The sequence below is a fragment of the Mycobacterium hippophais genome, assembly GCF_027529605.1.
Lineage (GTDB): Bacteria > Actinomycetota > Actinomycetes > Mycobacteriales > Mycobacteriaceae > Mycobacterium > Mycobacterium arseniciresistens.
Genome location: NZ_JAPZPY010000006.1, coordinates 145,878 through 158,159 on the forward strand (window position 1 = coordinate 145,878; position 12,282 = coordinate 158,159).

The window sequence follows — 12,282 nt, forward strand, 5'->3', positions numbered from 1 at the left end:
TTCCTAGGCGGAGAACGCGGAGTCGACCGAGGTGAGCCCGGTGGATGCGGAGCGGGTTGCAGCGCTCACGCCGGCATGGACGCCGCCGACGAGCAGAGTGCCGGTCAGGTTGGCGTGCTGCGCATTCGCGTATGCGGCGAGGTAGCCGGCGCCGATCGGTCCGATGGCGGCCACTGTGGCCATGAACATCGCCATCGCGTCCGCCGAGCCTGCTGCCGTCAGGAGTTCGGCGGCGGATTCATTCGCCGTGGCGAATGCCTGCATGCCGACGGGCACCGCCGTCAGGTCAGCACTCATCAGGAAACCCCCAAAGTCGTTTCGGCGCAACGCCGCGACAATGCCGCGACGACGTCAGACGTAAGACCCGATCCGAAGTCTAGACCGCATCGAGCGCGCCAGCGACACAGATGATTTCGTGCGGCTTGCCGCTGGAATTCGCTGTGCGTGCGTCATTTGTGTCGAAAGCGCAGGCGATACGGTCTTTTTGAGTCCGCGTCAATTTTCAGGCGGGCGAAACGGAACTTCCGTCCCACATTTCCAGCTCGCGGTTCTGAGCGGCGAGAAAGCGCCGGTTGAACTGCTCGGTCAGCTGACGGCGGCGGTCGAACGCGGCGGCGGCAGCTGTTTGCGCAGTGTTCACAATCAATTCAGCAAGCGTGTCGGCGGCCATCCGGCCGGCCACCGGCCGCAACGTGAGCGCCGTCATCGCACCCGTCCCGTCGACCACGACGGTGACGGCACGGTCGCGGCTGGTGGCCCGGACCGAGATGGCACTGCACCGATCATTCAAGTCCTGCAGCAGGTCACGCTGTTCGGCGAGCCGTGCGACCACCGAATCGGCGAGCCCGCTCACAGCGAGCGCAGCCAGCTCGTGGGCAGCACGTCCGCTCCACGGGCCACCGCCTCCTCGGCCTGCGTCAGGTCTTCCTCGGTCGCCAACCGCAGATCACGCAGTACTGCAGCATCGGCGTGCGCCGCGGTGAGTTCACGACGACGCATCACCTGCGCGCGAACCGCAGAGAGCCGGCACAGTGCCATGATCTGCTCGGCCAGTTCCTGGGGAGGTTTCTGCAGCTCCACGTCTTCGATGCGGATCGCGACGGGCAGCCCGTTCTCGGTGGTCGACACCGCGACACCGCCGTCGAATGACCGGGCTGTTGATTGTGCGTCCATGGCGGCTCCTCGAACCCAGCTCCGGCGCAACTCAATTCGGCAGGACCCCGAACGGCCACGAGTCGTGCGCGCCGCAATCTTCGCTACCATACCAACCAGGTCTCGATTGTCGAGCAGGGGAAGGACCCGGGACGTGGTGGACCACCGAGGGGCTCCGGCACAGCCGCCGTGGCTGAGTGGACCTCGCGACCTGGGAGGGTCAGAGGACCTCTCCGCTCCCCCACGCAACGGCTCCACCTCCACACCGGACAACGGTGGCGACAATGAATCAACCGACACCGCAGGTATTTTGCCGGGACGGCACCGCCTGGGCACGGAGAACGGGACCAACGGATTTGCCCATCACGCGCCACCGGAACCCACGCAGCCGCCGGATCCGCTCGCCACTTGGGGTGAGGGGTGGAGCGCGCCACCACCCGTGCGGAGTCATTTCGTAACCGGCGCGCCGGATCACCTACACCGGGAAGACGTTAGCCGCGAGCAGAATTCACCGGCGCTTCACGCAGTGGAGCCGTACCTCGACGACGACCCCGTCGAGCTCCGCGCGCAGGCGCTGCTCCGGATGCTCGGTGCGCACCACCAGGACGGCGGGGTCGACGAGCCGCCCTCCACTTCGGCCGGCACAGACGGCGTCGACCCGCCGGGCCCTCCGCCTGCGGCATCCCCGCCGTGGCCGGACCGCCCCGGTCCACCGGGCCACGGCTTCCACGGTGACGTCCTCAACGAGTCCGCACCGTCACAGCGGCCCGTCTTCGAGCCGTACCGCGCACCGGCGCCACTCGACGAGGCAGCGATCGCCAACCGGAGCCGCTTCGCCCCCCAGTCCGGTTGGCGCCGCGCGGTGTACCGGGCCACCGGGGGGAAGGTCAACCCGGGCGACTCACTCAAGGATCGTCAGCGCGAGGACCTGCTGGCCCGAATCCGCCAGCCGATCCGGGGCGATTTCCGGATCGCCGTGCTCTCCATCAAGGGCGGCGTCGGCAAGACCACGACCACACTCGGCCTCGGTTCCGCGTTCGCCACCATCCGCACCGACCGCGTGATCGCCGTCGACGCCAACCCCGACCGCGGGACACTGGCGCAGCGGGTCGCGGACCCGTCACAGGCGACGGTGTCGGATCTGCTCGCCGACCGCGGCATCAACCGTTACTCCGACGTCCGCTATCACACGCGGATGGCCGCGAGCAGGCTGGAGGTGCTCGGAAGCCCGCTGGACCCCGCCGTTTCCGAGGCGTTCGGCGAGCGCGACTACCGCAGGACGATAGACATCCTGCAGAACTACTACAACGTCATCCTCACCGACTGTGGAACGGGCATCATGCACTCGGCGATGGCGGGCGTGCTCGATCTGGCACATGCCATCGTGCTGGTGAGCTCGCCGGCACTGGACGCCGCACGCAGCGCTTCGGCAACGCTGGAGTGGCTGTCCAACCACGGCTACAGCGGGCTGGTCCGTGAGGCGCACGTGGTGCTCAGCGCGTCCGGACCCGGTGCGGCGGCGGTGCGCATGGAAAAGCTCTACGAACACTTCGGCGCGCGATGCCGGTCGGTTCACCTGATCCCGTTCGACTCGCACCTCGCCGAGGGCGGGGAGGTCGACATCGAGCTCCTCAAACCGTCGACGTTCGAGGCCTACATCGACGTCGCGGGCGCGATCGCGGAGAAGTTCGCGCGCCTGCGGCCCACCACCTGATCAACGACAGACGGGGACGCACATGAGCGAACGCACACGAGACGCGCGCCGGGTGTTCGACGCGGGCGTGCTGTCGCTGGGCATCCCGATCAACGGTGTCGAAGCCGAACGCGACGTCGAATACGCCCGTCTCGCATTTCAGCGGGCCACGGAGTACGACCCGGACATGTGCGATGCCTGGCTCGGCCGGATTGCGGCCGGTGACAACGGCCCACAGACCATCTACCACCTCTGGCGCACCAGCACCACGACGCTGTTCCGTGAGCAGCGCCGACTCGGCCTTTCGCCCCGCGCGCTGAGCGGCCGTTTCCAGACGCACCTCTACCTCGACTACGACCTCAGCTCGTTCACCGAGATATGGCTGGCCTACGCCAGCAGTCTGATCGACGGGAAGGATTTCGGAGAAGCGGAGAAGACGCTCGACGAACTCGACCGGATCCGGACACGGATGGCGGGCGGTGACGCGCAGTCCGCCGAGATCTGCGCCTACATGCGCGGCGTCCTGAATTTCGTCACACAGCGCTGGCCCGATGTGCTGACCGCGCTGGCCACCTCGCCGGAGTTCGCCGACCCCTACATCGGCGCCGGCGCGAACCTGATGGTGGGAACCGCCTGCGCCCAGATCGGGCTGTTCGGCGAGGCGATCCGCAGGCTCGAGCGTGCCGCCGAGGGGCCGATCCCGGGCGCGCGGCAGGCCGCCGACTTCTGCCGCGGCCTGACGCTGCGCGAAATGGGCAGGGAGGACGACGCGCGGGCGCTGTTCGAGCGGCTCTACAGCGAGGACCCGGAGTTCTCGGCGAATGCGCTGGCATTGCGCGACCCGAAGTATCGGCTCGTCATCACCGACAAGGAGACCATCGACTCGCGCACGGACAGGTGGGATCCGGCGTCGGCGCGGCCTCGCTCGGAGATCGAGAGGGAGGAGCGCGACGAGCGCAACGTCGACTTCCTGCGGGACGCGCAGGAGGAACTCGACCGGCAGGTCGGCCTTGCCGACGTGAAGAAGCAGGTGGCCAAGCTGCGTTCGACGGCCAAACTCGAGAAGGTGCGTGAGGACAAGGGGCTCAGCGCGTCGCCGCGCAGTCTGCACCTGGCCTTCACCGGCCCTCCCGGTACGGGCAAGACCACCATCGCGCGCGTCATCGCCAAGATCTACTGCGGGCTTGGCCTGCTGAAGACGCCGACCGTGGTTGAAGCGACGCGCGCCGACTTCGTCGGCCAGCATCTGGGCAGCACCGCCATCAAGACCTCCGAACTCATCGACCGGGCCCTGGACGGTGTGCTGTTCATCGATGAGGCGTACACCTTGATCCAGTCGGGTCTGTCCGGCGGTGACGCGTTCGGCCGCGAGGCCGTCGACACGCTGCTGGCCCGGATGGAGGACGACCGGGACCGTCTGGTGGTCATCATCGCCGGCTACGACAACGAGATCGACCGGTTCCTGGCGGCCAACGAGGGGCTGTCATCCCGCTTCTCGCGGCGGATCCGATTCAGGTCCTACGGGCCGACCGAGCTGGGCGACATCGCCCGGGTGATCGCCAAGCGCAGGGATTCCGACTTCACCGAGGCCGCCTACCAGGAACTGGTGGCAGCCTGCGCAGGGCTGTGTGAGACGGAGTCCGTCGACATGACCGGAGCACGCCGGAGCAACATCGACATCGCGGGGAACGGCCGGTTCGTACGCAACGTCGTCGAGTCGGCGGAGGAGGAGCGCGCGTTCCGGCTCGGCGAGGACCCCGACGTGGACCTCGAGGCGCTCACCGAGGAGATGCTGCGACGCATCGAGGTGACCGACGTCCAAGCCGGGCTGCGCAACGTGCTCGAGATGCACCGGGCCGCCGGATGATGCCGCCCGATCCGAACTTCCAGCCGCCCCCCGCTAAACCGCCTCCACCGCCTCCGCCGCCGTACGGCTACGGATCACAGCCCGCGCCGCCGCAGCAGCCGGTGATACCGGGACTGATCACCCCGGCGCAGCGCAAGCCGGCAGCGGGCTGGCGTCGCGCCGTCTACTCGGCGACAGGCGGCGCCGTGAACCCGGGCGACTCCGCCGATGATCGCCAGCGGCGGGCGTTGATCCGCCGGATCAACTACCCGGTGCGCGGTGACTACCGCATCGCAGTGCTCTCGCTGAAGGGCGGGGTCGGCAAGACCACGACCACGGTGGGGCTCGGCGCCACGCTCGCCGCCGCGCGAGGGGACCGGGTGATTGCCGTGGACGCCAACCCCGACTTCGGCACGCTCGCCCAGCGCGGACCCGACCAGACCCGGTCCACCGTGCGTGACCTGCTCGCCGATTTGTCGATCCGGCGCTACTCCGACATCCGGGCGCACACCTCGCAGAGCGAGAGCCGGCTGGAGATCGTCGCCTCGGAGCGCGATCCCGCGGTCTCCGAGACGTTTTCGGAACAGGACTACCGCCAGGTGATCGGTCTGCTGCAGCGGTTCTACAACATCATCCTGACCGACTGCGGCACCGGCCTGATGCACTCGGCGATGAAGGGTGTGCTCGACGAAGCGAATGCGATCGTGCTCGTCACCTCGCCTGCCATGGACGGTGCGCTGAGCGCGACGGCGACGCTGGACTGGCTGACCTATCACGGCTACGAGCACCTGGTGCGATACGCCACCGTGGTGGTCAGTTCCTCGCGGCCCGGTGCCACGTCGGTGGACATCGGCCAGCTCATACAACATTTCCGAAATCGTTCACGTGCAGTTCATTTCATCCCGTACGACGACCACCTCGCCGAAGGCGCCGAAGTGGTGTTGGGCCTGATGAGCCGCAGGACCCAGGACGCGTTCCTCGGTCTTGCCGCGTCGATCGCGGACGGCTTCGCACACACCGAGCACCGGCCTCACATCGCACACCACGGACGAGGCCAGCAGTGATCTATTGCACCACAACTGAATCGGGAATTACGGTGTTCACCGGCACGCTGCGTGCGACGGAGCTGCAGCGGAATCATTCGCTCAAAGGGGGTCAGCTGTGACGTTGCAAGCCGATTTGGATCAGTTGCGCAGTGTGGGTGGATATCTGCAGGGCCTGGGCGCAGAGGTCACCGCGCTGAAGTTCGGGCCGATGATGACAGGAACCGACTCGGCGGCGTTGAAGACCTTTGGCGCCATGTCGCACATCCAGTACGACGTACTGAACACCACCCTGATCCCGTCGTGCTCCGAACGCCTCAGCGAGACCGGCGACGTCATGATCAACGTCGCGGACAAGTTCAAGAACGCCGACGACAGCAAGATCCTCGACGTGGCGAGCACGTTCAGCAAGGCGACCGGAACCTGGGGCGAGTGACATGGGGTTCACCAAGTCGCAGGTGCAGAACATGGATCCCAACGTGATCGCCAACATCGCGAGCGGCTGGGACAAGCTGGGCACCAACATCGAGCAGAAGTTCGACTCCTACGTATCCCGCGTGGCGAACACCACCAGCGGCTACTGGGAGGGCAAGGCGGCCGAGGCTGCACAGTCCCGCGCCGACGGCGACCGACGGGTTGCGGTCAAACTGGTCGACGAGCTGCAGTCGGCGGCCGAGACCGCCCGCGGGATCTGCACCGACATTGGGACCAAGCGCACCAACGTGCTGAACAAGGTGTCGGCCATCGAAGCACTCGGCTTCTCGGTCGGTGAGAACTGGTCGCTCACCGACATCCGACCGGTGCAGGACACCGGTGAGCGGGCCGCATTGCGGCAGCGCCTGGCCGGCGAACTGACCGTCGAGGTCAACAACCTCGTCACGGCCGACGACAACGGCGCCGCCACCATCAACGGCCTGGCAGGCACGCTGATCGCCAAGTTCACCAACCCGGCGTCACTGAGCGGCCAACAGGGCACGGGCGACGGTCAGGCACTCACCGACCTCGCCGACGGCAACGGGTCACTCACACCCGACCAGGTACAGCGGCTGATCGAGGCGGGCTCGCTGACCCCGGAGCAGATGGAGGCGTTGCGGTCCGGTCAGCCGGTCGAGATCTCGGCCTCGCAGATGGAATACCTGAACGCGCTGCAGAACTCGCTCGACGGCATGTCGCCCGAGCAGATCGAGACCATCCTCAACACCCTGCCGCCGGAGGCCAGGACCGGCCTCGCCAACACCTTCCAGCTAGTGTCCAATCAGCGGGTGACCGCGACGGTCGAGGGCAATTCCGATGTGCCCACCAACGGCGGGTTCGGGCTGCTGCCTCAGAAGATCCAGGACTCGATGAACCGCAGCGACCTGGTGGAGAACGGCACGTTCATCGCCCGGGGCGGCATGGCCCCTGCCATCGTGTACGACACCATCAACGTCAACGGCGTCGGCACCAATCAGGCGATCGCCCGCATCGCCGGCATGAGCTCCGCCGACATGCGCGCGGGCTCGGACCTCGACGGCAAGGTGCTCGACGTCGCAGGCAAGTACCTGGACGCCCAGGTGCGCGCCGAGGCCGGCGGCGACCAGATGATGTTCTCGGTCGACGACCGCGGCGCCGATCCCAAGGAAGTGCAGATCACCGAGCCGATGTTCCAGGCGGTGGCCGACGACAAGTTCGCCGTGTCCGCGGCCCTCACCGACCCGAACGACGGTAAGAGGCTGATCGGCAACATCTTCCAGCACGAGTGGCAGGACGACGGCCGGACCGTGTCGGCGCTGACCCAGACGACGGCCGATGACGCGGTCGCCGCCCCGGGCGATCCCGCCGACGCGCTCAAGGCCCGCCAGCACGGCGACATCGCCGAGGCGGTCGCCGACTACATGTCGGAGAACAAGGACAACCTGATGCGGCTGCCCGGGTACGAGGACAAGATCTCGGCCGGCGAGCTCAACCCGGTGCTGATGCAGAATCTCGCCGAGGACCTGTCGCCGTACTACAGCACCTTCGCCGGAGGTGAGACGATTCCCGATGTCGGCCACTTCGAGAACACCGACAAGCTGGCCAACATGTACTCGGTACTGGCCACCGACCCGACGGCGGGCGTCACCGCAGCCACGAACACCTATGCGCAGGAACGGATGCTCGCGGTGCAGTACGGCAGTGGCGAGGCTCCCGCCACGCACGCCCAGGTCGCCGGCAGGATGCACGACGCGCTGCTGACCGGCACCGCCAACGCGCAGGCGTCGCTGGACAAGAACGACATCTACAACGCGCAGTGGGACGCCGCGGTGGCAAGTGCTCAATGGGACACCGCGAAGTCGGTGGCCACCACGGTGTTCGACAACATCCCCGGGGCCAAGGCCGGCAAGTATCTCGTCGACATATTCAGTCCCGGCGCCAAGCTCGAGGTGCAGGGCATCGTCGATCAGGCCGCGGTGGTCGATCCTCAGAACGGTGTGCCCAGTCGCGAGTCGCGGGGGCTGATGAACACCGACGAGGGGCTGCAGTCGGTGGTGGACGGCCTGGTGAGCCGCGACCCGTCGATCGTCAACGACCCGGCCTTCACCGAGCTGCGGGAGACCGACCCCCAGGGCAACGTGCGCCTGGTCGTGGACGGGTTGAACGACCAGGCACTCGTCGAGCAACTCGACGAACGGTACGGCCTCGATGTCGGGCAGTGGCAGCAGCAGTTCGACAACGGCATGCATCCCGGTCAGATCGTGACGCCGTCGGGTAGGTGAGGGCTTTCACGCGGACGGCGGCGACGATCGCGGCCGCCGCCGTCGTGGTGTCGGGTTGTCAATCCCCGCAGCAGAAGGACTCGCCGACCGCGCCCCCCGACCTGCGGGGCCGGACACACTTCTCCATCGTCTGGAGCGACCCCGCGGGCCTCGACCTGATGTCGGCCGAGGGCACCTATGTGCGCGCGAGTGTCGAGTCACTGAGCCTCGCCGCCGTGAACGGTGACCGCGATGCGGCGTATCCGGGTTTCTGGCGGAGTCTCGCCGAGCCGGCGGCGAAGTACGCCGAGGGCTACTACGGTCTCGGTCCCGATGATTCGTTGTTCGGGATCAGCCGCTTCGAGGTGGTCGACGTCGCCCGCGACGCACACCGTTCGACGGTCGGCGTGTGCTCCTACGAGCGGCAACTCGGCGTCGAGAATCTCGATCCGCAGACTGTGCGCCCCGATGGCCGGTACCGCTTCGACCGGCAAGGCAGCTACTACTGGACACTCGTCGTGGCCCGGACCGGTCCGGTTGCGCCTCCGGCGGGCCAGCGTGGCCGTGATGCGCACCCCCGGGCGGTGATGTTCGGGACGTGGCGCACCGCCGAGTGGCGCCGGCCGCATCACGACGGGGCCAACCCGTGCCGCGGCCGGCTGACGCCCGGTGTCGGTCCGGATTCGTGGCCTGCTCTGATGCCCGGCAGCGAGCCCTATGTCGCCGATGCGGCGCCGACGGCCCCGAGCTATCCCGGTTGGTCGAACGACGCCCTGTGACGGCTCGCGTGCTCATCACACGGAATACTCGGGCGCATGTCGAATCCCATCGACGCCGACCCGCGGCGGCGGAAGCCGGGAGACGTCGCCGGAACGGTGGCGCTGCTGGTGCTGCATGTCCTGTTGGCGCTGCTGTTGTTCGTGCTCAGCTTCGGCATCGCGATGAGCATTGATTCGTGCGCGTATGTCGAGTGCGGCGACGAGAAGTGGATCGGCGTCGCGATGTTCCTCGCGATCTACGGCAACGTGGCGGTCCTACTCGTCGACGTCGTCGTGACGACGGTGTTTCTGGCCAAGCGGCGCAGGACGGTCGCCGTTCCCGCGCTGGGCTGCGTCGTCCACGCGGCGCTCATCATCGCGGCCTTCCAGTTCGCCGCTCTGGCGGGACCGGTCAGCGGGTCCTGACATTGCGCCGAGCCTTCAGCGCGGGAGGAATGTCAGTCCTTGCCGCGCGGCGGTGGTTCCACCGCAACGCCACTCGACTTGTGTTCGGGTCCGGCGTCGGGATGCTCGGCAGGTACCCGCTCGCGGAACCGACTGGCTTCGCTCGGACCCTGCGGCCCGGCCCGTCGCTCGCCGCTGCGGTATGGGCCGGGCTTCGGCCTCGGCTTCCCGCCGGGGAACGCGAGCCGGAAGATGGTGCGGTGCACCGTGAACCACTGCTTGCCGAATCGTCCTGAGTTGTAGGGCAATTCGTAGCGCTCGCAGATGTCCTTGATCTTCGGCGCGATCTCGGAGTACCGGCTGCTCGGCATGTCCGGGTACAGGTGGTGTTCCACCTGGTAGCCCAAGTTGCCGCTGATGACATGGAACAGCGGGCTGCCCTCGATGTTCGCCGCGCCGATCAGTTGGCGGACGTACCACCCGCCGCGGGTCTCGTTCTCCACTTCCTCTTCGCTGAAAGTGTAGGTCTGGTCCGGGAAATGGCCGCAGAAGATGATGGCGTGAGCCCACACGTTGCGGATGAGGTTGGCCAGCGCGTCTGCCGCCAGGGTTCGCAGGAAGGTGCTCTCGACGCCGGGCAGCAGCCGGTCGGCCGTCGCCGCGGCGGCGCCCATCCGGCCCTTGCTGGAGATCTGGCGGAGCCGACGTCCGAGACGGGAGTGGGTGGGCTGGTCGATCCGGTCACCCAGCGCCAGCTTGGCCAACGCGAATGCGCCGGCGCTCACTGCGGGCCAGCCGATGTAGTCCTTGATGATCTGCAGGCGCGCCTTGCCGGCGATACTCTTGAAGTCCTCCTTGAGGTCGGCCATCGTCTTCTCGCCTCGCCACAGCGCTTCCACGTCGGTGTCGTGCATCGCGACGCCCCATTCGAACAGAAGGGTGAGCAGCAGGTTGTAGAAGGGCTGGCCGAGGTTGGCGGGGCGCCACACCTGGTTGGGGTCGATCCGCATGATCTCGTAGCCGAGATCCTTGTCCTTGCCCCGAATATTGGTATAGGTGTGATGGATGTAGTTGTGCGAGTGCTTCCACGCCTGCGCCGAGGATGCGGTGTCCCAGTCCCAGACCGAGGAATGGATGTCGGGATCGTTCATCCAATCCCATTGGCCGTGCAGGATGTTGTGGCCGAGCTCCATGTTCTCCAGGATCTTGGCCATCCCGAGGCAGGCGGTGCCGAGTACCCACGCCGTTCGTGAGCGCGACCCGAGCAGCAGCACGCGACCCGCGACGACGATCTGGCGCTGCACCGAGATCACCGTCTTGATGTAGTGCCGGTCGCGGTCACCGAGTTCGGCGAAGATCTCGTCGTGGATCGCGTCCAGTTCTTTGGCGAGCTTCTCCAGGTCCTGCTCGCTGAGGCGGGTGAGTGGGCTCTCGACGGTTGCGGTCACGGTTGACTCCTTCACGGTCACAGTGCGAACTCCACGTCACCCTCTGCGGCGTGGATGCAGATCCTCACGTCCTGGTCGACCGGCTCGGTGACCTCGCCGGAGCGCAGATCGCGGACCTTCCCCGATTTCAGGGTGCCAACGCAGGTGTGGCAGATGCCGATTCGGCAACCGAACGCCAGTTCCAGGCCGGCCTGCTCGCCGGCCTCCAGGATGGGTGTGCCACCGTCGCACTCGGCGGTCGTGTCGCTGTTGAGGAACGTGACCTGCCCGCCGTCGCCTTCGGCGGCGTCGGCGTCGATCTTCGGCTGGAATCGCTCGAAGCGGAGCCGGTCCGGGTCGCCGTTCTGCTCCCAGTGTTCGATCATCGCGTCGAGGAGTTCGCTCGGGCCTGAGCAGAACGCGTCGCGTTCGCGCCAGTCCGGGCAGATCTCGTCGAGGTCGTCGGCCGACATGCGGCCGCGATCAGCCGTGAGCCGCAGGTCCAACCGCAAGCCGTCGTGGCGTTGGTCGAGGCCTTCCAGGTCCTCCAGGAACATGACCTGGTCGCGGGTGCGGGCCGAGTGGAGCACCACCACGTCTCCGATCTCGCCCCGATGGTCGAGGTTGCGCAGCATGCTGATGATCGGTGTGATGCCGCTGCCTGCGCTGATGAAGAGCATCTTGGCGGGCACCGGTTCGGGCAGCGTGAAGACGCCTTCCACCTCACCGAGCCGCACCAGTTCGCCCGGCTGGATCTTCTCCACCAGGTATGGCGACACCACGCCCTCGTCGACCTTTTTGGGCGTGACGCTGATCAAGCCGTCCTCCGGCTCCGGGTCAGAGGTGAGCGAGTACGCGCGCCAGTGGTACCGACCATCGATGACCAGTCCCAGCCGGACGTACTGGCCGGGCTTGTGACCTGGCCACTCGTATCCCGGACGGATCAGCACGCTGACCGCTTCCGACCCCTGCTGCTCGACGCGCTCGACCTTGCCGCGCAACTCTTTGGTGGTCCAGAGCGGATTCACCATCTCGAGGTAGTCGTCCGGGCGCAGCGGATTGAACAGGTAACGAACCGCGCGAAGGAACAGCCGACGGCCCCGCGGGACGGGAGGTTCAGCACCGCGTTCCGCCATGTTCCCCCGCTTCTCGTGTCCGACTCGGTGAGAATCGACCCAGCGGCCGACTCAGCACCCTGTGTTACCGCTCCGATGTGATCTGAAACACTAATACGGGGAGGTTGA

General features: G+C 67.1%; 11 protein-coding genes and 1 pseudogene. 7 read left to right on the plus strand and 5 right to left on the minus strand.

The genetic code is table 11. From position 1 onward, the window contains the following. Positions 1-3 precede the first annotated feature (3 nt). From O6P37_RS15085 to O6P37_RS15095, 3 genes are all read right to left on the minus strand, one after another. Complete coding sequence (locus tag O6P37_RS15085) at positions 4-297, minus strand: hypothetical protein (protein ID WP_269894852.1); 294 nt, start codon at positions 295-297, stop codon at positions 4-6. A gap of 205 nt (positions 298-502) precedes the next feature. After that, entirely contained in the window at positions 503-853 is a 351-nt protein-coding gene (locus O6P37_RS15090; RefSeq protein ID WP_269894853.1) for a YbaB/EbfC family nucleoid-associated protein, read from the minus strand. Continuing rightward, the gene (locus O6P37_RS15095; RefSeq protein ID WP_269894854.1) at positions 850-1,173 is read right to left on the minus strand and encodes a hypothetical protein; all 324 of its coding nucleotides are present in this window, start codon (positions 1,171-1,173) and stop codon (positions 850-852) included. The genes O6P37_RS15090 and O6P37_RS15095 overlap by 4 nt, the downstream gene beginning before the upstream one ends. Before the next feature lie 637 nt (positions 1,174-1,810). Here O6P37_RS15095 and O6P37_RS15100 point away from each other — a divergent pair. The 7 genes and pseudogenes from O6P37_RS15100 to O6P37_RS15130 all read left to right on the plus strand — a co-directional run. Further along, positions 1,811-2,866, plus strand: a pseudogene (locus O6P37_RS15100) (nucleotide-binding protein); the annotation flags it as partial. 22 nt (positions 2,867-2,888) lie between these two features. Beyond that, complete coding sequence (gene eccA / locus O6P37_RS15105; protein WP_269894855.1) at positions 2,889-4,712, plus strand: type VII secretion AAA-ATPase EccA; 1,824 nt, start codon at positions 2,889-2,891, stop codon at positions 4,710-4,712. Continuing rightward, positions 4,709-5,755 (plus strand): MinD/ParA family ATP-binding protein, encoded by a 1,047-nt coding sequence (locus O6P37_RS15110; protein WP_408633176.1) that lies wholly within the window; start codon positions 4,709-4,711, stop codon positions 5,753-5,755. Before eccA ends, O6P37_RS15110 begins: the two co-directional genes overlap by 4 nt. Positions 5,756-5,852: 97 nt before the next feature. Continuing rightward, positions 5,853-6,170, plus strand: a complete 318-nt coding sequence (locus tag O6P37_RS15115; RefSeq protein WP_269894856.1) for a hypothetical protein — start codon at positions 5,853-5,855, stop codon at positions 6,168-6,170. Between the two features lies 1 nt (position 6,171). Continuing rightward, on the plus strand, positions 6,172-8,469 hold the full coding sequence (locus tag O6P37_RS15120; RefSeq protein WP_269894857.1) for a TPR repeat region-containing protein: 2,298 nt from the start codon (positions 6,172-6,174) through the stop codon (positions 8,467-8,469). Next, positions 8,466-9,227, plus strand: coding sequence for a hypothetical protein (locus O6P37_RS15125; RefSeq protein ID WP_269894858.1), 762 nt, complete (start codon positions 8,466-8,468; stop codon positions 9,225-9,227). Before O6P37_RS15120 ends, O6P37_RS15125 begins: the two co-directional genes overlap by 4 nt. A gap of 36 nt (positions 9,228-9,263) precedes the next feature. Next, on the plus strand, positions 9,264-9,632 hold the full coding sequence (locus tag O6P37_RS15130; RefSeq protein WP_269894859.1) for a hypothetical protein: 369 nt from the start codon (positions 9,264-9,266) through the stop codon (positions 9,630-9,632). A gap of 32 nt (positions 9,633-9,664) precedes the next feature. On the opposite strand, the gene O6P37_RS15135 is transcribed toward O6P37_RS15130, so the two are convergent. Beyond that, positions 9,665-11,059 carry a fatty acid desaturase family protein gene (locus tag O6P37_RS15135; protein ID WP_269894860.1) on the minus strand — a complete coding sequence of 465 codons (1,395 nt, stop codon included), beginning with the start codon at positions 11,057-11,059 and terminating at the stop codon, positions 9,665-9,667. Positions 11,060-11,076: 17 nt separating this feature from the next. After that, positions 11,077-12,174 carry a ferredoxin reductase gene (locus tag O6P37_RS15140; RefSeq protein ID WP_269894861.1) on the minus strand — a complete coding sequence of 366 codons (1,098 nt, stop codon included), beginning with the start codon at positions 12,172-12,174 and terminating at the stop codon, positions 11,077-11,079. Positions 12,175-12,282: the final 108 nt, after the last annotated feature.

Bases quoted from the DNA above. Each gene is read 5' to 3' on its own strand.
- O6P37_RS15110 (WP_408633176.1), top strand. From the start codon at position 4,709: ATGATGCCGCCCGATCCGAACTTCCAGCCGCCCCCCGCTAAACCGCCT.
- O6P37_RS15095 (WP_269894854.1), bottom strand. From the start codon at position 1,173: ATGGACGCACAATCAACAGCCCGGTCATTCGACGGCGGTGTCGCGGTG.
- O6P37_RS15130 (WP_269894859.1), top strand. From the start codon at position 9,264: ATGTCGAATCCCATCGACGCCGACCCGCGGCGGCGGAAGCCGGGAGAC.
- O6P37_RS15140 (WP_269894861.1), bottom strand. From the start codon at position 12,174: ATGGCGGAACGCGGTGCTGAACCTCCCGTCCCGCGGGGCCGTCGGCTG.
- O6P37_RS15120 (WP_269894857.1), top strand. From the start codon at position 6,172: ATGGGGTTCACCAAGTCGCAGGTGCAGAACATGGATCCCAACGTGATC.
- O6P37_RS15085 (WP_269894852.1), bottom strand. From the start codon at position 297: ATGAGTGCTGACCTGACGGCGGTGCCCGTCGGCATGCAGGCATTCGCC.
- eccA (WP_269894855.1), top strand. From the start codon at position 2,889: ATGAGCGAACGCACACGAGACGCGCGCCGGGTGTTCGACGCGGGCGTG.